At 66.4% G+C, this 22,179-nt stretch carries 19 protein-coding genes and 1 tRNA gene; 13 read left to right on the top strand and 7 right to left on the bottom strand.

Annotated features, from left to right (window positions below; genetic code table 11):
• Nucleotides 1-73: 73 nt before the first annotated feature.
• A complete protein-coding gene (locus ASD42_RS35650; RefSeq protein WP_255284736.1) occupies nucleotides 74-202 on the top strand; it encodes a hypothetical protein in 129 nt (42 codons plus the stop codon).
• Between the two features lie 15 nt (nucleotides 203-217).
• On the opposite strand, the gene ASD42_RS28200 is transcribed toward ASD42_RS35650, so the two are convergent.
• Both ASD42_RS28200 and ASD42_RS28195 read right to left on the bottom strand, forming a co-directional pair.
• On the bottom strand, nucleotides 218-652 hold the full coding sequence (locus ASD42_RS28200; protein ID WP_056822103.1) for a very short patch repair endonuclease: 435 nt from the start codon (nucleotides 650-652) through the stop codon (nucleotides 218-220).
• Nucleotides 649-1,782: a DNA cytosine methyltransferase gene (locus ASD42_RS28195; RefSeq protein WP_056822751.1), complete on the bottom strand. Its 1,134-nt coding sequence runs from the start codon at nucleotides 1,780-1,782 to the stop codon at nucleotides 649-651. Before ASD42_RS28195 ends, ASD42_RS28200 begins: the two co-directional genes overlap by 4 nt.
• Before the next feature lie 435 nt (nucleotides 1,783-2,217).
• Here ASD42_RS28195 and ASD42_RS28190 point away from each other — a divergent pair, with 435 nt between their 5' ends.
• The 3 genes from ASD42_RS28190 to ASD42_RS28180 are packed head-to-tail and all read left to right on the top strand — an operon-like array spanning nucleotide 2,218 to nucleotide 6,489.
• On the top strand, nucleotides 2,218-3,966 hold the full coding sequence (locus tag ASD42_RS28190) for an ABC transporter ATP-binding protein (RefSeq protein WP_235569861.1): 1,749 nt from the start codon (nucleotides 2,218-2,220) through the stop codon (nucleotides 3,964-3,966).
• Nucleotides 3,963-5,822, top strand: a complete 1,860-nt coding sequence (locus tag ASD42_RS28185; RefSeq protein ID WP_084787346.1) for an ABC transporter ATP-binding protein — start codon at nucleotides 3,963-3,965, stop codon at nucleotides 5,820-5,822. Before ASD42_RS28190 ends, ASD42_RS28185 begins: the two co-directional genes overlap by 4 nt.
• Before the next feature lie 49 nt (nucleotides 5,823-5,871).
• Nucleotides 5,872-6,489: a putative glycolipid-binding domain-containing protein gene (locus ASD42_RS28180; protein WP_131816641.1), complete on the top strand. Its 618-nt coding sequence runs from the start codon at nucleotides 5,872-5,874 to the stop codon at nucleotides 6,487-6,489.
• Nucleotides 6,490-6,507: 18 nt separating this feature from the next.
• Here ASD42_RS28180 and ASD42_RS28175 read toward each other — a convergent pair whose 3' ends face one another.
• Nucleotides 6,508-7,455 carry a prephenate dehydrogenase gene (locus ASD42_RS28175; RefSeq protein ID WP_156677611.1) on the bottom strand — a complete coding sequence of 316 codons (948 nt, stop codon included), beginning with the start codon at nucleotides 7,453-7,455 and terminating at the stop codon, nucleotides 6,508-6,510.
• A 58-nt stretch (nucleotides 7,456-7,513) separates the two neighbouring features.
• Between ASD42_RS28175 and ASD42_RS28170 the strand changes: the two genes are divergently transcribed.
• The 3 genes from ASD42_RS28170 (at nucleotide 7,514) to ASD42_RS28160 (ending at nucleotide 8,636) form a co-directional block, all read left to right on the top strand.
• On the top strand, nucleotides 7,514-8,053 hold the full coding sequence (locus ASD42_RS28170) for a tRNA adenosine deaminase-associated protein (RefSeq protein WP_056822093.1): 540 nt from the start codon (nucleotides 7,514-7,516) through the stop codon (nucleotides 8,051-8,053).
• An 11-nt stretch (nucleotides 8,054-8,064) separates the two neighbouring features.
• On the top strand, nucleotides 8,065-8,499 hold the full coding sequence (locus tag ASD42_RS28165) for a nucleoside deaminase (protein ID WP_131816660.1): 435 nt from the start codon (nucleotides 8,065-8,067) through the stop codon (nucleotides 8,497-8,499).
• Between the two features lie 46 nt (nucleotides 8,500-8,545).
• Nucleotides 8,546-8,636: transfer RNA gene (locus ASD42_RS28160), tRNA-Ser, on the top strand.
• A 16-nt stretch (nucleotides 8,637-8,652) separates the two neighbouring features.
• Here ASD42_RS28160 and ASD42_RS28155 read toward each other — a convergent pair.
• Nucleotides 8,653-9,621 (bottom strand): helix-turn-helix domain-containing protein, encoded by a 969-nt coding sequence (locus ASD42_RS28155; RefSeq protein WP_056822090.1) that lies wholly within the window; start codon nucleotides 9,619-9,621, stop codon nucleotides 8,653-8,655.
• A 322-nt stretch (nucleotides 9,622-9,943) separates the two neighbouring features.
• Here ASD42_RS28155 and ASD42_RS28150 point away from each other — a divergent pair, with 322 nt between their 5' ends.
• Entirely contained in the window at nucleotides 9,944-10,192 is a 249-nt protein-coding gene (locus ASD42_RS28150; protein WP_235569860.1) for a hypothetical protein, read from the top strand.
• Between the two features lie 46 nt (nucleotides 10,193-10,238).
• Here the strand turns inward: ASD42_RS28150 and ASD42_RS28145 are convergent, their stop codons facing one another.
• The gene (locus tag ASD42_RS28145) at nucleotides 10,239-12,524 is read right to left on the bottom strand and encodes an MMPL family transporter (protein ID WP_056822087.1); all 2,286 of its coding nucleotides are present in this window, start codon (nucleotides 12,522-12,524) and stop codon (nucleotides 10,239-10,241) included.
• A gap of 177 nt (nucleotides 12,525-12,701) precedes the next feature.
• Nucleotides 12,702-14,996 carry an MMPL family transporter gene (locus ASD42_RS28140; protein ID WP_056822084.1) on the bottom strand — a complete coding sequence of 765 codons (2,295 nt, stop codon included), beginning with the start codon at nucleotides 14,994-14,996 and terminating at the stop codon, nucleotides 12,702-12,704.
• 201 nt (nucleotides 14,997-15,197) lie between these two features.
• On the opposite strand from ASD42_RS28140, the gene ASD42_RS28135 reads away from it, so the two are divergent.
• From ASD42_RS28135 to tgt, 5 genes are all read left to right on the top strand, one after another.
• On the top strand, nucleotides 15,198-15,794 hold the full coding sequence (locus ASD42_RS28135) for a TetR/AcrR family transcriptional regulator (protein WP_056822082.1): 597 nt from the start codon (nucleotides 15,198-15,200) through the stop codon (nucleotides 15,792-15,794).
• Nucleotides 15,795-15,877: 83 nt separating this feature from the next.
• Complete coding sequence (locus ASD42_RS28130; protein ID WP_056822080.1) at nucleotides 15,878-16,354, top strand: RrF2 family transcriptional regulator; 477 nt, start codon at nucleotides 15,878-15,880, stop codon at nucleotides 16,352-16,354.
• An 83-nt stretch (nucleotides 16,355-16,437) separates the two neighbouring features.
• The gene (locus ASD42_RS28125; RefSeq protein ID WP_056822078.1) at nucleotides 16,438-18,171 is read left to right on the top strand and encodes an ABC transporter ATP-binding protein; all 1,734 of its coding nucleotides are present in this window, start codon (nucleotides 16,438-16,440) and stop codon (nucleotides 18,169-18,171) included.
• Nucleotides 18,168-20,072 carry an ABC transporter ATP-binding protein gene (locus tag ASD42_RS28120; protein ID WP_056822075.1) on the top strand — a complete coding sequence of 635 codons (1,905 nt, stop codon included), beginning with the start codon at nucleotides 18,168-18,170 and terminating at the stop codon, nucleotides 20,070-20,072. Before ASD42_RS28125 ends, ASD42_RS28120 begins: the two co-directional genes overlap by 4 nt.
• A gap of 32 nt (nucleotides 20,073-20,104) precedes the next feature.
• A complete protein-coding gene (tgt, locus tag ASD42_RS28115) occupies nucleotides 20,105-21,358 on the top strand; it encodes a tRNA guanosine(34) transglycosylase Tgt (RefSeq protein WP_056822073.1) in 1,254 nt (417 codons plus the stop codon).
• A 36-nt stretch (nucleotides 21,359-21,394) separates the two neighbouring features.
• On the opposite strand, the gene ASD42_RS28110 is transcribed toward tgt, so the two are convergent.
• On the bottom strand, nucleotides 21,395-22,168 hold the full coding sequence (locus ASD42_RS28110; RefSeq protein WP_056822071.1) for a queuosine precursor transporter: 774 nt from the start codon (nucleotides 22,166-22,168) through the stop codon (nucleotides 21,395-21,397).
• Nucleotides 22,169-22,179: the final 11 nt, after the last annotated feature.

Below are 22,179 nucleotides of genomic sequence, written 5' to 3'. Positions count from 1 at the left end.
AGCACAGGCACGCACACAGGTTGCTGTCAGGTTCACCGTGCAGGGTGGTTGGTAACCAACGGAGAGGTCTTCGATGAGCTATGTGATCGCGCTGGCAGGTTTCGCCACGATCCTGGCGCTGGCCGTGTCCGGCTTCGTAGCGGCGGATGCGTCGCGCGTACGGGTGCGGGTTCGCGCCGAAAGCGCTCCGCGGCGTCGCTGAAATTGTAATCGCAGGTCAGCTGGGCTTTGATCGCTCCACCAGTGCGGTGATCCGCTCAGCTGCCGTATGCGGATCCTCGTGCTCCCACACCCGCACGACCCGCCAGCCCGCCGCCGTCAGCGCGGCATCGGTGGCCCGGTCGCGGGAGACATTGCCTGCCAATTTGTCGGCCCACCACTGCGCGTTGTTCTTCGGATCGGTCGCGTGAGCAGGGCAGCGATGCCAGAAACACCCGTCGACATACACGGCGATGCGCAGCCGGGGAAACACCACGTCCGCACGCCGACGTTGACCTTTGATGGGCGGTCGGTCGACGAAATAGCGCAGGCCGGCGCGGTGTAATTCGCGGCGTAGTGCCAGCTCGGGAGCGGTGTTCGCGCGTCGCTGCTTGGACATGCGTGCGCTCGTCGCCGCGTCGGTCGGTGGCGACAAGGCCCGCCGCGCGCTCATGCCGCCCAGCCGCCCATGCGGTCGAGGTGGTCGCGGACATCGTCGAGGAATCCGGGTGGAAAGCGCAGGTTTCCCATCTCGGTGCGACGCAGGAATCCCGCCGTCGCGCGGGGAGAGAGCAGACGAGGTTCGGTGAGGAAGTTCTTCAGGTCCTCGTAGGGTTCGTGGACCGGCCAGGTGGAGAGGGGAACGCGGTGCACGACGCCCGCGTGACCCCAGGCCGCGCTCGGCCATGGTTGGCCCGCGGTAATCGGTTCTCCCACGGTCAGCGGATCCGACGGTGCGGCCAGGCGTTCACCGACCCAGTTCGCCATCCGCACACTCACCGCGTTGCCCACCAGTTTCCAACGATGACCGTGGCGCACGCCGGGAACGTCGATGGCGGGGGCGGTCCAGTCGGCGTCGAAGCCTTGTAATCGTTCACCGTCGACGATGCCCGGCGTCACGATCTCGCCCGCGGGCAGCCGGATCGCAGGCGGACTGGCGATGCCGAGCCCGGAGCCACCCTTGAGGGTCGGCACGGCGTTCACCGCCCAGCCGAGGCCACGCACACCTTCGGTCCAATAGAAACCACACGGATCGCGCTCCGGGTCGCCGTAGTCGAGGGGGCCCGCGTCGTCGCCGAACAGCACCTGACGGGGGTCCTCGGTGCGCGAAGCCAGCATCAGCACGCGCTGACGCCGCTGCGGCAAGCCGAACGCGCGGCCGTCGACGACCCGGTACGCCCAGGCGTACCCGAGCTCCTCCAGTGCGGCGGTGATGTGGCGCATCGCCGCACCACGACCCAGTTGCAGCATGAACGGGACATTCTCGATCAACAACCAGCGCGGCCCACGCTGCCTGCGAACCAGCCGGAACACCTCGTCGACCAGGCCGGATCGACGCCCGGTGATGCCCGCCGTGCGCCCGGCCTGTGACAGGTCCTGGCAGGGAAAACCGGCCGCGACGAGCTCGGTGCCCGCGGGCAGTGAACGCAGTCGGGTGATGTCGCCGTGCAGGTCGGTATCGGGGAATCGAGCCGAAAGGACACCCTGGGCGCCCGGGTCGATCTCGCACAGCAGCTCCGAGGTCCAGCCATGCCTGCTCAGACCGAGTTCGAGCCCGCCGATCCCGGCGAACAACCCGACCATCCGCATCAACGACCCCTGTGTCTTCGGAGCGCGGCCGCGCTCGAGTTCGCGGCCCTGAACGGCCCGCTGTTCGGCGGCCGATACTCGTGCCTGCGCCGCATTGTATCGGGCCCGCTGAACAGCGAGCCGACCGCGAACGAGCGGCCGAGGGGCCGACTGCTTCATCAGATGGACGGTGGGGCGGCGTTGGGTCACATCGGTGGACGAAGTGGCGTTGCCGGGAGGAAAATCGGTGGCTGGAGGTGGGGGTGCTCTGGGACTCTTGAAGGGCCGAACTTGTCGGACCCCGGTGCGAACATCACCTGGCGTCCGTACCGGAAAACCAACCAGCCGACCGGGCATCAAGGGGGAGTTTTGTCTGTCACATCAGAGCTGGCGGCTGCCGAATCGGAGGCCGACAGATCGGAGCGGCCTGCGCCGCGGTCGAGTGGGGGAATGCGGTCGCTGAGGCGATTTCTGCCCTTTCTCCGCCCCTATCGGGTGCCGCTGCTGTTGGCGAACGCGCTGGCGATCGTTACCGCGAGCACCGCGATCGCGATTCCGCTCGTTATCGCGCGGGTGGTCGACGGGCCGATCGCGCAGCGCGATTTCGTCGGCTTGCTGGCGCCGGTCGCGCTGATCTTTCTGCTCGGCTCGCTCGAATCGTTCGGCATGTGGGGCAGGCGATGGCTGGTATCGAAGCCTTCGACGATGTTCGAGATCACCATGCGCGCCAAGCTTTTCACCCAGCTGCAGGCGCTCTCGATCGGACGCCACGACGGCTGGCAGTCGGGCCAGCTGCTCTCGCGCGCCATCGACGATCTGTCGGTGCTGCGGCGGTTCGTCGCGTTCGCAGGCCCGTTCCTCATCGTCAACGGGGTGATCATGCCCGCCGGGCTGATCGTGCTGTTCGCGATGAATTGGCAAGTGGGACTGATCTTCACGGTCACGTCCCTGCCGTTGACGCTGTTCTGCGCGCGATTCGTCCGACGGTTCGAGGTGGCCTCGCGCCGTTCGCAGGACCAGTCCGGCGACCTGGCCACCATCGCCCAGGAATCCGCGCAGGGCGTGCGGGTGCTCAAGGCGCTGGGTCGTGGCCAGTTCTTCGGTACGCGTTTCACGGCTCTGTCCCGGGAACTACAGCGCACCGAGATGGAGAAGGTGCGCCTCGACGCGACACTGTGGGCGGCGTTGGTGACCCTGCCGACCGTGTCTATCGCGGTGTCGCTCGGGGTAGGCGGCTACTCGGTGGTGCAGGGGTCGATGACGATGGGCACGCTCGTCGCGAGCATCACCCTGGCCACGTTCCTGCAGTGGCCGATCATCTGGCTCGGGTTTCTGTTGTCGGAGCTGTTCGAGGCGCGCACCGCGGCCGATCGGTTCTGGGAGATCATCGACACCCCGCTCGACATCGCCGACCCACCGAACCCCGCGGAACTTCCCACCGCGCTGCGTGGGGAACTGGTGATCGACCGTGTCCGCTTCGCCTACCCGCGATCCGGAGACGGACCGGAGCACACCGTGCTGGAAGAGATTTCGCTGCGGATCAGGCCGGGGGAGACGGTCGCGCTCGTCGGTGCGACGGGCAGCGGTAAAACCGCGCTGCTCGAGCTGATTCCCCGGCTCTACGACGTGAGCGGCGGCAGCATCACCATCGACGGCGTCGATATCGCCACCCTGCGGCTGGCCGAGCTGCGCCGGGTGGTGACGGTGGCCTTCGAGGAACCGGTGCTGTTCTCGGCCAGCGTGCGAGAGAACGTCGCACTCGGTGACCCGCGCGCCACCGACGCCGATGTGCGTCAGGCGCTCGATATCGCACAGGCGGGCGAGTTCGTCGACGCGTTGCCGTGGGGGCTCGACACCCGCATCGGCGAGCAAGGCATGAGTCTGTCCGGCGGACAGCGTCAGCGTCTGGCCCTGGCCAGGGCCGTGCTCACCGGTGACACCGCGGCGAGCGGCCGGATCATGGTCCTCGACGATCCGCTCTCGGCCCTGGACGTGGAAACCGAAGAGCGCGTGCAGGATCAGCTGCGCTCGGTGCTCTCCGGAGCGACCACGCTGCTCGTCGCGCACCGGCCGTCCACCGCCGCACTGGCCGACCGCGTCGCCCTACTCGCCGACGGTCGCATCGTCGCCGAGGGCAGCCACGAAAAACTGCTGCGCACGAGCAGCCACTACCGCGAACTGATGGGAGGTGAGGCATGAGCACCGAGACCGTGACACCGGAAGAGGCAGCGCCGGAGAAGGAATCCGATCTGGCCGCCGATTGGCGGGGTATCGCCAAGGAGGACGACACCGTCACCGGAACCGGAAACCTGGTGCTGGCCGGTCGATCCCGGCGACTGCTCCTCGATCTGGTGCGCCCCTACCGCAAGCAGGCGATCGGAACCTTCGTCCTGATCCTGCTCGACAACGCGGCCAAGGTGTCGCTGCCGCTGTTCATCGCCTACGGCCTCGACCACGGCATCAGCCAAGGCCGCCAGGGCAATTGGACGCCGATGCTCGTGACCGTCGCCGGCTTCGTCGGGGTGACGGTGCTGTCGGGGCTCACCACGTTCGCCTTCCTGCGGGCCTCCGGGTGGCTGAGTCAGCGGGTGCTGTTCGACCTGCGGGTGCGCGCGTTCCAGCACACACAGCGGTTGAGCGTGTCCTTCCACGAGAAGTACACCTCGGGCAAGGTCGTCACCCGGCTCACCAGCGATATCGAGGCCCTGCAGGAGCTGCTCGAAGGCGCGCTGAATCAGGCGCTGAGCGCGGTGATCTCGGTGGTGACCATCGCGGCGCTGCTGATCTGGCTCGATCCGATGCTCGCCTCGATCGTGTTGATCGGGTTCGTGCCGCTGGTGCTGGTCACCCGGTGGGCGCAGCGGCGTCAACGGGCGGGCTACCGGCGCACGCGCGGTGCGATCTCGCGCGTTGTCGTGCAGTTCGTCGAATCGATGAGCGGCATGCGCGCGGTGCAGGCATTCCGTCGCGAACTCCGCAACGAGGAGGTCCTCGGCGCGGAGGACTCGGTGTACCAGAAGGCGACCACCGGCGCGGTTCGCGGAATGGGCGACTATGTCGGGCTGTCGAATTTCATCGGCAAGCTCACCACGGTGATCGTGCTGCTGGTCGGCGCCTGGCAGGTGATGGAGGGCAACCTCGCGATCGGTGTGCTCGCCGCGTACCTGCTCTACCTCGACCAGTTCTACGGCCCGCTCGACGAGCTCGCGCAGGTGTTCAACTCCTACCAGTCCGCCGCCGCGGCGCTGGAGAAGATCTCCGGCGTGCTCGAGGAGGAACCGGCCGTCGCCGAACCGGAACGCCCGGCCACCCTCGACCGCTCGACCGGCGCGGTGCGGATGGACAAGGTCAGCTTCGGCTACAACGCCACCTCGGTGCTGCCGGAGTTCGACCTGGAGATCCCGGCCGGACAGGTGGTGGCGCTGGTCGGCGCCACGGGCGCGGGCAAGTCGACGCTGGCGAAACTGCTCACCCGGTTCTACGACCCGACCGGTGGCGTCATCACCCTCGACGAGGTGGATCTGCGCCACCTGGCCGATGCCGAGCTGCGCAGGCACGTCGTGATGATCACGCAGGAGGCCTACCTGTTCTCCGGCACCATCGCGGACAACATCCGGCTCGGCAGGCCCGACGCGACCGACGCCGAGGTCGCCGCGGCCGCGCGTGCGGTGGGGCTGGACGCGTTCGTCGCGGGACTGCCCGACGGGTATGCCACCGACGTGCGCACGCGCGGCGGCAGGCTGTCGGCGGGGCAGCGTCAGCTGGTGGCGTTCGCGCGGGTGTTCCTGGCCGATCCGGCGGTGATCGTGCTCGACGAGGCCACGTCCAGCCTGGACATCCCCGGTGAGCGACTGGTTCAGCACGCGCTGGAGACGCTGCTGCGCGACCGCACGGCCGTGATCATCGCGCACCGACTGTCCACCGTGGCCATTGCCGACCGGGTGCTGGTGCTCGACGGCGGCCGGATCGTGGAGGACGGCGCACCGACCGAGCTGATCGCGGGCCAGGGACGCTTCGCCGGATTGCACGCCGCCTGGCGGGATTCGCTGGTGTGATGCGCCCGTGTTGTGTGGCGGCGGGGCTGGTGTCGCTTACCGTAGAGAGGTGACGACCCCAGCCCCGGGCCCGGCCGACGGCCCCACCGAGATCAAACCGGCCTCCCGGTGGCCTACGGTGCTCACCTGGCGTGCCCACGACAACTCCCGCATGGAATCGGTGCGCGTGACGGTGAACGGCAATCGGATCAGGGCGGCGGGCCGACTGATAGGTAGTGCCGGCGACGAGCACCCGGCGTTCAGCGCGTCTTACGACCTTGTCACCGATGAGGCTGGCGCCACGCGGCGGTTGTCGCTGCGCACCACCACCGCGGCCGGTGAACGCCACGCCTCGATCTCGCGTGACGAGGAGAACTACTGGCTCGTCGACGCGGGCGGCACCCACGTGCGCTCCACCTTCGGCGGCGCACTCGACGTCGACGTGGTGCTGAGTCCGTTCTTCAACACCCTGCCGATCCGGCGGTTCAGCCTGCAACACGCCGTCGGCGACGTCCAGGTCCCGGTCGTCTACGTGCGACTACCCGACCTGCTGGTGCAGGAGGCCGAGCTCACCTACTCGAGCGCGGCCGACGGCATCAACGTCCTGTCCCCGGTGTCGAGCGCCACCCTGACGGTCGACCCGGAAGGTTTCGTCCTGGACTATCCGGGACTGGCCGAGCGCGCCTGATCCGGCGAAGGCAGGGACTCAGAGTGCGCGCAGCACGCCACCGTCGCGACCCGCACGATGCAGTTCGCCGAGCCAGTCGCCGGTGCCGGGAGTGATGCCGGTGATGTCCCAGGTCGTGCGGTCGTCGTAGGCGGTGCGACCGCGGAAACCCGTCTCGACAAGTTCGCCGAGGTCGCCGTCCGCACGCAGGGAATCGCGTGCGGTGACGAGTGTCTCGATGGCTTCGTCGAGGACCCGTCCCAGCGCGGCCGCGTTCGGTTCGCAGATGGCGCGCACGAGGTCGGGGGCGGTACCCGCGACGCGGGTACCGTCGCGGAACGAACCCGCCGCCAAGCCGAGCGCCAGCTTTCCGCCTTCGGCACCTGCAGCTGCCAGCGCTTCGGCCAGCACGTGCGGCAGATGCGAGATCCGCGCGACGGCCTGATCGTGTTCCTCGGCAAGCACCGGAACCACCACCGACCCGCAATCCAAGGCGAGCCGTACCACTCGCGACCATGGTTCTGCCCGCGTTCCCTCGTCCACCCCGACGGCCCACACGGCACCCTGGAAGAGATCTGAATCAGTTGCAGCCCAACCGGATTGGGCGGTGCCGGTCATCGGATGCCCACCCACATACCGGGCCTCGAGCCCATGCTTTCGCACCGCGTCCAGCACCGGCCCCTTCACACTCACCACATCGGTCAGCGGGCAACCGGGCGCGAGCGCGGCGATGTCGGCCAGCAGAGATGCGACGGCGGGCATCGGTACCGCGATGACCAGCAGCGCGCTCGCTTCGGCGGCCCGAATCAGCACCGCGGACAGGTCGCCGGAAACGTCGAAGCCGTCCTGACACGCCGCGGAAACCCCGGATTCGGAGCGGTTGTAGCCGAACGCCCGGTAGCCCGATGCGGCGGCGGCGCGCAGCAGTGAACCGCCGATCAGGCCGGTCCCGAGGACGCAAACAGCCCCACGCTCGTCGATGCTCATCGGAACAGATTGGCACACGAGTTCATCATTAGGGGTGGGACAGACTACCGTTTGGTCCATGGCAGCACAGCGCTCGGGCACGAACAGGGCGACGTCGGATGACGACTTCGACGTCGAAGGGTTCGCAGTGGCCGTGGTCCGCGAAGAAGGCACGTGGCGGGTCAGCCCGCTCAGCTCCGAAGCCCTGCACGATCTGTCGGCCGCGGAGACCGAACTGAAGGCTTTGCGCAGCTCAGGTGCGGTGTTCGGCCTGATCGATGTCGACGACGAATTCTTCATCGTGCTGCGTCCCGCGCCGAGCGGCACCCTCCTGCTCGTCTCCGACGCGACCGCGGCGATCGACTACGACATCGCCGCCGACGTCCTCGACGCGCTCAATGTCGAGATCCCCGATATCGACCCCGATGACCTCGACGACGTCGAACCGTGGGAAGAGGGCGACCTCGGCGTCCTGGCCGACCTCGGCCTCCCCGAACCGGTCCTCAGCGTGATCATCGCCGAAACCGACCTCTATCCCGACGAGCAGCTCGGCATGATCGCCCAGCGCCTCGGTTTCGCCGACGAGTTCGCCGCGGTCCTGGACAAAATGCCGAGGTGACCGACGAAGAGATGATGCGCGCCGCCCTGGCGGCCGCAGCCGACGCCGACCCGCGCGATGTGCCGGTCGGCGCCGTCGTCTTCGACGCACAGGGCCGCGAACTCGCGCGCGCCACCAACGCCAGGGAAGCCCTCGGCGACCCCACCGCCCACGCCGAAGTGCTCGCCCTGCGTGCGGCCGCCGCCGTCCACGGTGACGGATGGCGTCTCGAGGGCGCGACCCTGGCCGTCACCCTCGAACCGTGCACCATGTGCGCGGGCGCGCTGGTTCTGGCCCGGGTCGGCAAGGTCGTCTTCGGTGCGTGGGAGCCCAAAACCGGTGCCGTCGGCTCGCTCTGGGACGTGGTCCGCGACCGCCGCCTCAACCACCGCCCCGAGGTCCGCGGCGGCATCCTCGAATCGGACTGCGTCGCCCTCCTCGACACCTTCTTCAAAAACCAACGCTGACCAGCCGATTTAACAATCTCCCACCCACTCCGGTACCGTAGTCGGCGGTGGCGTGTCCGAGCGGCCTAAGGAGCACGCCTCGAAAGCGTGTGAGGGGTAACCCCCCTCCGAGGGTTCAAATCCCTCCGCCACCGCCAAGAGCCCCTCACTTGTTCACGCAGGTGGGGGGCTTTTTCTTGTCTGGAAAGCGCGCCGGTAGGACGAGGGTGAGGTTCGGACGGCTCGGGTGAAGTGGTGGCGGAAGGTGACCGGGGTGGCGAAACCGGCTGCGGTCGCGATCTCTTCGATCGGTGCGTCGCCGGTCTCCAGCATTGCCAGGGCTGCCTGAATTCGCTGGGCGATCAGCCATTTGCTCGGGGTGGCGCCGGTTTCCCGGACGAAATGGCGCAGGTAGGTGCGGGGGGACAGGCCTGCCACCCTGGCCAGGTCGGGGACGCCGATCGGGTCGGCGAGGTGTTCGAGTGCCCAGGAGAGGCTGCGGGCGATGGGCGCGTCGAGGGGTTCGGGGGGCATGGGGGATTCGATGTACTGGGCTTGGCCGCCCGTGCGGTGTGGCTGGATGACGAGCCGACGGGCGACCGCGTTGGCGACGGAGGCGCCGAGGTCGGTGCGCACCAGGTGCAGGGCCAGGTCGAGGCCCGCGGCGCAGCCCGCGCTGGTGAGGATGTCGCCTTCGTCGGTGTAGAGCGGTTCGGGGTCGACGTCGACAGCGGGGTAGCGCTCGCGCAGTAGGTCGGCGTATCGCCAGTGGGTGGTGGCTCGGCGGCCGTCGAGCAGGCCCGCGGCGGCGAGGGCGAAGGCGCCCGAGCAGATCGACACGATCCGGGAGCCGTTGCTGTGCGCCCGGCGGAGCGCGTCGATCAATTCCGGCGAGGTCCGCGCGTGGGGGTCGGCGACGCTCGGGACGACGACCGTATCGGCGGCGGCGAACTCGGCGAGACCGTACGGGGTGGTCATGGTCGCGCCACCGATCACGCGAATGGGGTCGGGGGTTTCGGTGCAGATCTTCAGCTCGTACCAGGGCTGCTCGATATCGGGCCAGGTCAGACCGAAGACCTCGATGACGATGCCGGTTTCGAACGCCGTCATCCCGTCGTAGGCAAGCACGGAAACAGAGCTCATGTCTAAATCTTAGCGATAGTCGTCATCTACGCCACTTCTCCCGATGACGCGGAAGTCCGACCATGGAGATATGTTGAAGCAACTGAAGGACTTCGCCATCGGAATCCACGCCGCGAACGCGATCAGGCACGGCATCCGCCCGCCTGTCGAGGCTCGGCGCGGAAGCCGGAAGCCACAGTGCGGGAGCGAGTGCGGCCCCCGATAACGGTCGCGGTTCGAGAGCGGGCACGATCTGTCGTCGGGTATTCACCTGCGTCCGACCTGCGGTGTATTCCTCGCGTAATAGACTGGGTTACACCGAATCCTGGAAGGAACGATGTTTATGCGCGGGCGACAGCCGCCACCCGCGAAGTCCGGGATGGGGCTCGGGGGAAAGCTGATGGTTCTCATCGTGCTCGGCTGGGTTGCCGTCGGGCTGCTCGCCGCTGGTCAGCGGCACCACTTCGCTCACCTGCCCAAGCAATGTTCGGACTGGGCGACCATCGCGGTCACTGCCGCGGCGGGGCCGGCGAACTACATCGGGCTCAATCCGCGTGTCACCGAATGCCAAGTGCCGCAGCCGAGTCAATAGAGAAATGGCCGGGGAACCAGAGTTCCCCGGCCATCGATGCTCAGCCTTACGGTACCGGCGCGACCTCGCGCTGATCGGCCTGGATCTCGCGCAGCCGCGAGCCTTCGACGTCGATATCGGGCACGATCCGGTCCAGCCACTTCGGCATCCACCACGCCCACTTGCCCAGCAGCACAAGCAAAGCGGGAATGAGCACCATCCGGACGACGAACGCGTCCAAGGCCACGCCCGCCGCCAGCGCGAAGCCCATCGACTTGGCGGTGACGTCGGATTCCAGCAGGAACGAACCGAACACCGAGATCATGATGATCGCCGCCGAGGTCACCACTCGCGCACCGTGGTGATAGCCCTTGATCACGGCATCGGTGGGATCGGCGCCGTGGACGTATTCCTCGCGCATGCGGGTCACCAGGAACACCTGGTAGTCCATCGCCAACCCGAATACCAAGCCGATCAACATGATCGGTAGGAAGCTGACCAGCGGATGTGGATCCTTGATCAGCCCGAGCTCGCCCTCCTGGAAGATCAGCACGGTCGCGCCGAAGGTGGCCGCCATGGACAACAGGAAGCCGAGCGCGGCGGTGAGCGGGACCAGGATCGAGCGGAACACCAGGATCAGCAGGATGAACGCCGCACCGGCCACGATCGCCATGTACGGAACGATCTTGCTCAGCAGTACATGGTCGATATCGGCGTAGATGGCGGTGGTCCCGGTGATGCCGTACGACATGTTGTACTGCTCGTTCAGATCGGATTCCGCAGCGCGCGCCGACTGCACCAGATCCTTCGTCGACTGGGCGTTGGGTCCGGTCTCGGGGATGCCGTTGATCAGCGCACCCGCCCCGTCCTTGCTCATCTGCGGCTCGGTGACCAGATCCATGTCGGGGTAGGACTGCAGCTTGACGCGCAAGGCATTCAGCGCCGCCGGACGCTGGTCGACGGGGGTTTCGCTGAGGTCGACGGCCACCTGGAGCACACCGTTGCTGCCCTCGCCGAAGCCTTCGGTGCGCAGGTCGTAGGCCTTACGGACGGTGGTCGACTTGGGCAGGCTGTCCTCGCCGGGCAGGCCGAGGTTCAGGTTCAGCGCCGGTGCGGCGAGCAGGCCGAGCACCACAATGGCCAGGATCATCGTGACCGCGGGGAATTTGGCGATCACTCTGGCCACGCGGGTGCCGTTGGTGACGACGCTGTCGTCCTCGGGATCGTGCTGGGCGATCACCGGCAGCTTCGGCTTGAACAGCGCCTTGCCGAACGCGCCGAGCAGCGCAGGCATCAGCGTGATGGCAGTGAGCACGGCGAACGCGGCGGCGATGGCGCCACCCAGACCCATGAACGTCAGGAATCTGACCCCGACGATGCTCAGCCCGACCAGCGCGATGATGACGGTGAGCCCGGCGAACACCACTGCCGAACCCGCCGTTCCCAAGGCCGAGCCCGCCGCTTCCTCGGCGGAATCCTGCACCGCCAGTTCATGTTTGTAGCGCGAGACGATGAACAGCGCGTAGTCGATCGAGAGCGCGATGCCGATCATCGAGGCGAGGAATGTGGTGAAGCTCGGCACCGACACCACCGACGTCGACAGGAAGATCAGTGAAGTCGCCGCGCCGAGTCCGACGATCGCGGTGATGATCGGCACGAACGCGGCGACGATCGCGCCGAACGCCACGATCATCACCACCAATGCCACAGCCATACCGATCATCTCGGACTTGCCGCTCGGCATCTCCTGTTCCATCGCGATGGTGCCGCTGATCTCGACCGTCAGCCCGGCCGCGCGGGCGGTGTCGCCCGCGTTGTAGGCGGCCTCGCGTTCCTCGGCGGTGATGTCGGCGAAGTCGGTGATCGCGAACGGCACGCTGAAATACGCGACAGTCTCGGGTGCGGTCTCGTTCAGCACATTCAGGGGTGCGCCACTGCATGTCGACGGATCGGGTTGCCCTGTGAGGCAACCCATTTCCTCGGTAGCGGTGATCGGATTCACGATCGGCTCGGCGTGGTCGACGATGTCGAGTTGCTCGAGATTGCCGATCAGCTCGTCGATCGCGGCCCGGTTGGCCGGGTCGGTGAGTTTCTGGCCCGCGGGCGCGCCCACGACATAGGTGCCGGTCACGGCGTCGAACGCGAAGGCCTCTGACATGCCGGGGAAGTGCTTGTCGAGGATTTCGGTGGCCCGTTCCGAGGGCAGGTTCGGCATGCTGAAGTCATCGGTCATCGGCTTCTGCAACGAGGATCCCAGCCCCGCGAGCACCATGAAGAGCAGCAACCAGACGGGCAGCACAATCCATTTGCGGCGGAAGGCCAGCTTGCCCCACCGGTAGAGATAGACAGACACGGTTCTTCTCCTCGTGGATCGGTGCAGAGCGCGGATCGGAGGTATAGCCGGGTCGAACTAGCCCTGAGTCTGGTGCCCAGCAACGGCGATATCAAGCACCGGTGCAGCGCGGATGCCGAAAACGAACGGCCCCGCAATCCAGTAGCGGATTGCGGGGCCGTTCGGTTCAGTGACGGATCAGCCGACCGAAACCGGGTGTTTCACCGTTTCGACGGTCTCGTTGCGCAGCTGCTCGAGCTTCGCGCCTTCGACGTCGATATCGGGCACGACGCGGTCGAGCCACTTCGGCATCCACCAGGCCCACTTGCCCATGATCACCAGCAGCGCGGGGACGACGATCATGCGGACGATGAACGCGTCGATCGCCACACCGGCGGCCAGCGCGAAACCGAACGACTTGGCGGTGACGTCGGTTTCCAGGATGAAGGAGCCGAACACCGAGATCATGATGATCGCGGCCGAGGTCACCACGCGAGCACCGTGGTGGTAGCCGGAGACCATCGCGTCCTTGGGCGATTTGCCGTGCACGAATTCCTCGCGCATGCGGGTCACCAGGAACACCTGGTAGTCCATCGCCAAGCCGAACACCAAGCCGATCAACATGATCGGCAGGAAGCTGACCAGCGGCTGCGGATCCTCGATCAGGCCGAACTTGCCCTGCTGGAAGATCAGCACGGTCGCGCCGAAGGTGGCGCCCATGGACAACAGGAAGCCGAGCGCGGCGGTGAGCGGGACCAGGATCGAGCGGAACACCAGGATCAGCAGGATGAACGCGGCACCTGCCACGATCGCCAGGTACGGCAGGATCTTGCTGAGCAGCACGTGATCGACATCGGCGTAGATGGCGGTGGTGCCGGTGATGCCGTAGGCCATGCCGTACTGCGCGTTCAGATCCGCTTCCGCGCCACGTGCTTCGGCGACCAGATCTTTGGTGTCCTGGTTGTTCGGACCGGACTTCGGGACACCGTTGAGCATGGCGCCCTGGTTGTCCTTGCTCCACACCGGCTCGGTGACGTAATCCATGCCCTCGTAGGACTCGAGCTTGGCCCGCAGCGCACCGACCGCGGCCTTACGCTCGGCCTCGGGCGTCGCACTCAGGTCGGCGGCGACCATGAGGACGCCGTTGCTGCCTTCGCCGAAGCCTTCGGTCCGCAGGTCGTAGGCCTTACGGATGGTGGAGGTCTTCGGCATGCTGTCGTCACCGGGCAGGCCCAGGTTCAGACCGGCGGCGGGCGCGGCGAGCGCACCGAGCACGAGCACCGACAGGATCAGCGCGACCCACGGCGCCTTGGCGATCACCTTGGCGAAACGCTGACCGTTGGTGATCGAGTTCTCGTCGTCGGGATCGTGCTGCGCCACGATCGGCAGCTTCGGCTTGAACAGCGACTTGCCGAAGGCGCCCATCAGCGCGGGCATCAGGGTGACGGCGGTGAGCACGGCGAACGCGGCGGCGATGGCGCCACCCAGACCCATGAAGGTCAGGAACTCCACGCCGACGATGCCGAGCGCGCCGAGGGCGATGATGACGGTGAGACCGGCGAACACCACGGCCGAACCGGCGGTGCCGAGCGCGGTGCCCGCGGCTTCTTCGGCCGAATCACGCACGGCCAGTTCGTGCTTGTACCGGGAGACGATGAACAGCGCGTAGTCGATCGAGAGAGCGATACCGATCATCGAGGCCAGGAAGGTGGTGAAGCCGGGCACCTCCATCACCGAGGTACCGAGCATGATCAGCGAGGTCGCCGCGCCGAGGCCGACGATGGCGGTGATGATGGGCACGACCGCGGCGACGATGGCGCCGAAGGCCACCACCATCACGATCAGCGCGACACCCATGCCGATCAGTTCGGACTTGCCGCTCGGCTGTTCCTGCTTCATCGCGATCGAGCCGCTGAGCTCGACGGTGAGTCCGGCATTGCGGGCTTCGGTGCCGACATCGAAGGCGGCGTCGCGCTCGGTGTCGGTCACATCGGTGACCGCCTTGATGGTGAACGGAACGCTGAGCACGCCGACGGTGTCGGGTGCGGTCTCGCTCAGCACGTTGAGCGGGGCGGACGAGCACTTCGACGGGTCAGGGGCGGCGAGGCAGCCCATCTCTTCGGTGGCTGCGACCGGGCTGGTCAGCTTCTTCTCGTGATCGACGATCGACAGGTCGTTGAGCTTGGCGATGAACGCCTCGATCGCGGCCCGGTTGGCCGGATCGGTGAGCTTCTGCCCCTCCGGCGCGCCGATCACGTAGGTGCCGGTGACGGCATCCATCGAGAACTGCTCCGACATGCCCTCGAAGTGCTTGTCGAGGATCTCGTTGGCGCGCGCCGACGGGAGCTCGGGCATGCTGAAGTCGTTGGACATCGGCTTGCTCAACGTGGCGCCGAGGCCGCCGAGCAGCACGAACAGCAGTAGCCAGACCGGCAAGACAATCCATTTACGGCGGAAAGCGAACTTTCCCCATCTGTACAGGTATACGGACACGCGGGTGCTCCTAGCGCGAAGAACGGGTGGGTGGCATGGCTCGTAGACAGCACTCGCGGGCCACCCCTGCGGGACCCGCCTCCACAACATCGTTTTCTGCCTACCGTGCGGTAGGTAGACTACCTAGGAGATAAGTGGAGGAGCAACCTCGATATCGGGAGCTCCGGATGCGTCACACCGAATCATGGGAGGATTGCCGCCATGCCCGCCCGAGACATCGCCGAGCCCGTCACCGCAGGTGGGGGTACTAAACAGGCGATCCGTGATGCCGCGGTCGCGCTGTTCGCCGCCAAGGGTTTCGAGCAGACGAGCCTGCGCGAGGTCGCGGATGTGGTGGGAATCACGAAGGCTTCTCTCTATTACCACTACGCTTCGAAGCTCGATCTGCTCCTCGCGATCATCGATCCGATCATCGATCACATGCGCGACATCGTCGAAGACATCGACGCCGTGCCCTATGACGACGAGGGTATCCGCGCCGTCCTGCGCACCTATCTGCGCGGCATGATCCGCCACCGCGCCGCGGGCGCGCTCTGCGTGCGCGATACGGCGGCCATCGTCAACGCCATCGCCGACCGCTACCCCGACCTGATGGAACCCACCCGTGAGCTGCGGTTGTGGCTGGCTGGACCCGACCCGACCCAGGACTCGATGCTGCGCGCCGCCGCCGCCATCGAGGTGCTCGGAGTGGCGCTGCTGTCCTCGGAGCTGGCGCCGGGCGCCACCGACGAGATGGTCGAGAGGACTCTGCTCGACGCGGCAACCTGCGTACTGACCGGCTGTATCAATTCGGCGTGAGCGGGCGGCCTGCGTGGTGACGCTTCGCTACCGCCTCCGGCCGCTGACCGCTCCCGCCAGGAGCACCGCGTAAGTTCGACACCGTGCATATCACCGCCAGGGTCGATTACGCGGTGCGAACGCTGCTCGAGCTCGCTGCGGCCGATGGAGTCGTCAAGTCCGAGGCCATCGCCGCCGCCGCGCAGATCCCACCGAAGGTGCTGGAGACGGTGCTGGCCGAACTGCGTCGCGCCGAGCTCGTGCTGAGCAGGCGAGGGCCCGACGGTGGGTATCGCCTCGGCAGGCCGGCGACGGAGATCTCGGTGGCCGATGTGATCCGCGCGGTGGAGTCGCCGCTGGCGTCGGTGCGCGGGCAGCGGCCCGAAGACGTCCGATATCCCGGTGCGGCGGAACCGTTGCAGCAGGTGTGGATCGCGCTGCGGGTCAATATCCGGGCCGTGCTGGAGAACGTCTCCATCGCCGATATCGCCGCCGACCGACTGCCCGATTTCATCGGTGAGCTGGTCGCCGACCCCGGCGCGTGGGCGCGTCGTGAACCACGCACACCGGCAGGCGCCTGAGTTATCCACAGGCTGAGAGTTATCCACAGGGCTGGTAAAAGTACGAGGCGCGGGTCATCGACGCGCTGTAGCCTTCGTCCATCATGTTGATCACCCTGCTGCGGACCTACTTGGCCCCGTACCGCGCTCAGCTGGCGGGTGTCCTCGTACTCCAGCTGATCTCGGTTATCGCGATGCTCTACCTGCCCAGTCTCAACGCCGACCTCATCGACAACGGGGTGACCAAGGGCGATATCGGTTACATCTGGAACACCGGTCTGTGGATGCTCGCGGTGAGCTGCGTGCAGATCGTGGCCTCGTCGGCGTCGGTGTACTTCGGCGCGCAGGCGGCGATGGGCGCCGGTCGGGATATGCGCGGTGGCGTGCTGCACCGGGTGGAGACGTTCTCGGCCAGGGAGGTCGGGATGTTCGGCGCGCCGTCGCTGATCACCCGCTCGACCAACGATATCCAGCAGGTCCAACTGCTCATCGTGATGTCGGTGACGATCCTGGTGATGGCGCCGATCATGTGCGTCGGTGGCGTCATCATGGCGTTGCGTGAGGATCTCGCGCTGTCGTGGTTGCTGTTGATCGCGGTGCCCCTTCTCGCGCTGTCCATGGGCACGATCGTGACCAAGATGGTGCCGGGGTTCCGGGAGATGCAGGCCCGGATCGACAGCGTCAACCGGGTGTTGCGCGAGCAGATCACCGGCATCAGGGTGGTGCGCGCGTTCGTGCGTGAGCGGCAGGAGATCTGGCGCTTCGGAATGGCCAATACCGCACTCACCGATGCTTCGCTGCGCGTCGGCAAGCTGATGGCGTTGATGTTCCCCACCGTGATGTTGATCAGTAATCTGACCGCCGTCGGGGTGATCTGGTTCGGCGGTCACCATGTGGACAACGGCACGATGCAGATCGGCTCGCTCACCGCGATGCTGTCCTACGTCATGCAGATCCTGATGGCCGTCATGATGGCCTCGTTCCTGGCGATGATGGCCCCGCGTGCGGCGGTCTCCGCCGATCGGATCGGCGCGGTGCTCGAGACCGAGTCCTCGGTTCGCCCGCCGCGACTGCCGCAGGTGTTCAAGGGCGACCCGGCAACGGTCGACATGCAGTTCGCCGAATTCGCCTACCCCGGCGCGGAGAAGCCGGTGCTGCGCGGTATCCGATTCCAGGTCACGCCCGGTACCACCACTGCCGTCGTCGGTTCGACCGGCGCGGGCAAGACCACACTGATCAACCTGATCCCGCGCCTGATCGACGTCACCGACGGCGCGGTCTATGTCGGCGACACCGACGTGCGCCACCTCGACCTCGAACTCCTGCGGGGTGAGATCGGATTGGTGCCGCAGAAGGCCTACTTGTTCTCCGGCACCATCGCGACCAACCTGCGCTACGGCAAGCCCGACGCCACCGACGAAGAACTCTGGCACGCGCTCGAGGTCGCCCAGGCGGCCGATTTCGTGAGTGAGATGCCGCAGGGTCTCGACACTCCGGTGGCCCAGGGCGGCACCACGGTCTCGGGCGGTCAGCGCCAGCGGTTGTGTATCGCCCGCGCGCTGGTGCGCCGGCCGCGCATCTACCTGTTCGACGATTCCTTCTCCGCGCTCGATGTCGCCACCGACGCCCGGCTGCGTGCCGCGCTGAAGCCCGAGACCGCCGACGCGTCGGTGATCATCGTGGCCCAGCGGATTCAGACGATTCGCGATGCCGACCAGATCGTCGTGCTCGAAGACGGCGCGATGGCGGGCATCGGTACCCATGACCAATTGATGCAGCGCTGCTCGGAGTACCGCGAGATCGTCGAGTCCCAGCTGAGCGTGGAGGAAGCCCGATGAGGCCAGGTGGACCCGTTCCCGGAGCGCCGGGAACGAAGGCCAAGTCGTTCACACCGTCGCTGAAGCGACTACTGCGCAGGCTGGCTCCCGAGAAGTTCACCGTCGGCCTGATCGTCGCGCTGGTGATCACCTCCGTGGTGCTCAATACGCTCGGCCCGTATCTGCTCGGCAAGGCGACGAACCTGGTGTTCGACGGCTTCGTCGGCAAGCAGCTCGAACCCGGGCTCACCAAGGACCAGACCATCGAGTTGCTGCGTGAGCAGGGCCAGACCACCCGCGCCGACATGCTCTCGGCGATGAACGTGATCCCCGGCACCGGCGTGGATTTCGACGCTGTCGGGCGCGTGCTGATGCTCGTGCTCGCCCTGTACGTGGCCGCCGCGGTGTTCGGGTGGCTGCAGGGCTACCTGCTCAATATCGCCATCAACCGGACCGTGAAGCGGCTGCGCGACGACGTGGAGCAGAAGCTGCACCGGCTGCCGCTGCGCTATTTCGACACCGCACCACGTGGTGACGTGCTCAGCCGTGTCACCAACGACGTCGACAATATCTCGCAGACCTTGCAGCAGACGATGAGTCAGCTGCTGGTCTCGCTGTTCTCCGTGGCAGGCATCCTGATCATGATGTTCTGGATCTCGCCGCTGCTGGCGCTGATCGCGCTGCTCACCGTGCCCGCCGCGATCGTGGTCACCGCGCAGATCGCCAAGCGATCCAAGCCGCACTTCGTCAACCAGTGGAAGTTCACCGGCGAGGTGAACTCCTCGGTGGAAGAGGCATACACCGGCCACGAGATCATCACCGCGTTCGGTCGTGGTCGTGAGGTCGGCGAGGAATTCGACCACCGCAATCAGAAGCTCTACGACGCGAGCTTCAAAGCGCAGTTCATCTCCGGCTTGATCATGCCCGCCATCATGTTCCTCGGAAACGTGAACTTCGTGTTCATCGCGCTGATCGGCGGGCTGCGGGTGGCCACGGGCAACCTGTCGCTCGGCGACGTCCAGGCGTTCATCCAGTACTCGCGCCAGTTCAGTCAGCCGCTCACCCAGATCGGTGCGATGGCGAACCTGCTGCAGTCCGGCGTCGCCTCGGCGGAGCGGATCTTCGAGATCCTCGATGCCGAGGAACAGAGTCCCGATCCGCTGGTGGAGAACTCGCGCCCGGTCGATCGCGGGCGGGTGGAGTTCGAAGCGGTGTCCTTCGGTTACAGCCCGGAAACGCCTGTCATCGAACGGCTTTCGCTGGTCGCCGATCCCGGTCACGTGGTCGCCATCGTCGGCCCCACCGGCGCGGGCAAGACCACCCTGGTGAACCTGCTGATGCGCTTCTACGAACTCGACGCGGGCACCATCGCGATCGACGACGTCGACATCACCACCATCACCCGCGACCACCTGCGCTCCCGCATCGGCATGGTGTTGCAGGACACATGGCTGTTCAAGGGCACCATCCGCGAGAACATCGCCTACGGCAACCCGACGGCCCCCGAAGCCGATATCCAGGCCGCGGCCCGCGCCGCCTACGTGGACCGGTTCGTGCACTCGCTGCCCAACGGGTACGACACAGTCATCGACGAAGAGGGCGGCGGGGTGAGCGCGGGCGAGAAGCAGCTGATCACGATCGCCCGCGCGTTCTTGGCCAAGCCGTCGATCCTCATCCTGGACGAGGCGACCAGCTCGGTCGACACCCGCACCGAGTCGCTGGTCCAGCACGCCACCGCGGCCCTGCGTCGCGATCGCACCAGCTTCGTGATCGCGCATCGGCTGTCGACGATTCGAGACGCGGATCTGATCGTCGTGATGGACAAGGGTCGCATCGTCGAACACGGCACCCACGACCGGCTGCTCGCCGAGCGCGGACCGTACTACAACTTGTACAACGCCCAGTTCGCGGCGGCTCAGTAATACCGCCGTCTTCGCCCTGGCACGATGGGGCCGTGGCCGACAGCAGCGAGTTCTCCTTCGAAGTAGGCACCCGTCTCGACGGGGGCAGGCATGGTCGGACCGGGGTGATCGGCACCCCACACGGCGAGATCGCCACGCCCGCTTTCATCCCGGTGGGGACGAAGGCTTCGGTGAAGGCTGTCCTGCCGGAGACGATGAAGGAGATCGGGGCACAGGCGCTGCTGGCCAATGCCTATCACCTGTACCTGCAGCCCGGCGCCGATGTGGTCGACGACGCGGGTGGGCTCGGCAAGTTCATGAACTGGCCGGGACCCACCTTCACCGATAGCGGTGGGTTCCAGGTGATGTCGCTGGGGGTCGGGTTCAAGAAGGTCCTTGCCATGGAGGCCGTGGACATCCGGTCCGACCAGGTGATCGCGGCGGGCAAGGAGCGGCTGGCCACCGTCGACGACGACGGGGTCACCTTCCGTTCGCATCTGGACGGTTCGAAGCACCGATTCACGCCCGAGGTGTCGATGGGGATCCAGCACCAGCTGGGGGCCGACATCATGTTCGCCTTCGACGAGCTGACCACCTTGATGAATACCCGCGGCTATCAGGAGAAGTCGTTGCAACGCACGCACGAATGGGCACAGCGTTGTATCGATGAACACGAACGGCTCACCGCCGCGCGCGGTCATCGGCCGTACCAGGCGCTGTTCGCGGTGATCCAGGGTGCGCAGTACGAAGACTTGCGGCGCAAGGCTTGTCGTGAGCTGGAGACGATCCGGGGCAGCGGCGGAACGGAATTCGACGGTTACGGCATCGGCGGCGCCCTGGAGAAGCACAATCTCGGCACGACCGTCGGGTGGTGCTGCGATGAGCTGCCCGAGTCCAAACCGCGCCACATGCTGGGAATCAGTGAGCCCGAGGACATGTTCACCGCGATCGAGAACGGGGCGGACACCTTCGACTGCGTCAATCCGTCGCGGGTGGCGCGCAATGCCGCGATCTACGTCGACGAGGGTCGTTTCAATATCAACACCGCGCGGTTCCGTCGGGACTTCACGCCGATCGACGAGAACTGCGACTGCTACACCTGCGCGCACTACACCCGCGCCTACCTGCATCACCTGTTCAAGGCCAAGGAGATGCTCTCGGCGACGCTGTGCACGATTCACAACGAGCGCTTCACGATTCGGCTCGTCGATCGGATCAGGGCCAGCATCGAGGGCGGGTACTTCGATGAGTTCAAGAAGGAGTTCTTGGGGCAGTGGCGAGGGCGGATCAAGGTGCCGGGGGAGTAGGCGGCGGACCTTCCGATCCGCCGCCGGCACCGCGAACTAGTCGTGCAGGGCGTCGACCTTCGCCGGGGCGTAGGTCGGTTCGGTCTTCTTGAGGATCGCGATGACGCGGTAGGTGATCGGCATGACGAGTACCTCGCACAGGGTTTTCCACAGGAAGCCGACGATGACGTAGTTGATGAACGACTGCCAGGTGTTGATGCCGATGGCGGTGGCGGCGATCGAGCAGAAGATCAGGGTGTCGGCGAACTCGCCCACGACGGTGGAACCGATCAGGCGGGCCCACAGGTGCTTTTCCTTGGTGCGCTCTTTGATCAGCACCAGGGTGGCCGAGTTGAGCAACTGGCCGACGAAGTAGCCGGCGAGACCGGCGAGTACCAACTGGGGGGTGGTGCCGAGGACCGTGCGGAAGGCTTCCTGGTTCTCGTAGAAGCCGGCGGGGGGCAGCTGGATGGCGATATAGAAGCAGCCGACGGTGAGCAGCAGCGCGCCGAAACCGGTGTAGATGGCGTGGCGGGTGGCGCGGAAGCCGTAGACCTCGCTGAGCACGTCGCCGAGGATGTAGGCCAGCGGGAACAGGAAGAAGGCGCCGTCGGTCGCGATCGGCAGGATCTGGATCGGGCCGAGCATCACCGAACTGTCGGTGAAGAACTCCACGCCCTTGGTGGCACAGATGTTGGAGATGATCAGCGTCGCGGTGAACAGGGCGACGATTACCGGATAGAACCCCCGCGCAACCTGGGCGAATGCCGCATGTTCCGGCGCGGGGTGCCCAGATTCAGCTGGTTTGTCGAGCGAGTTTGTATCAGTCACGCCCCCATTCT

The organism is Nocardia sp. Root136 (genome assembly GCF_001427185.1).
In the GTDB taxonomy this organism is placed as follows: domain Bacteria; phylum Actinomycetota; class Actinomycetes; order Mycobacteriales; family Mycobacteriaceae; genus Nocardia; species Nocardia salmonicida.
Note: the sequence above shows the minus strand (reverse complement) of the source record. Positions and strands in the feature narration are given on the sequence as shown.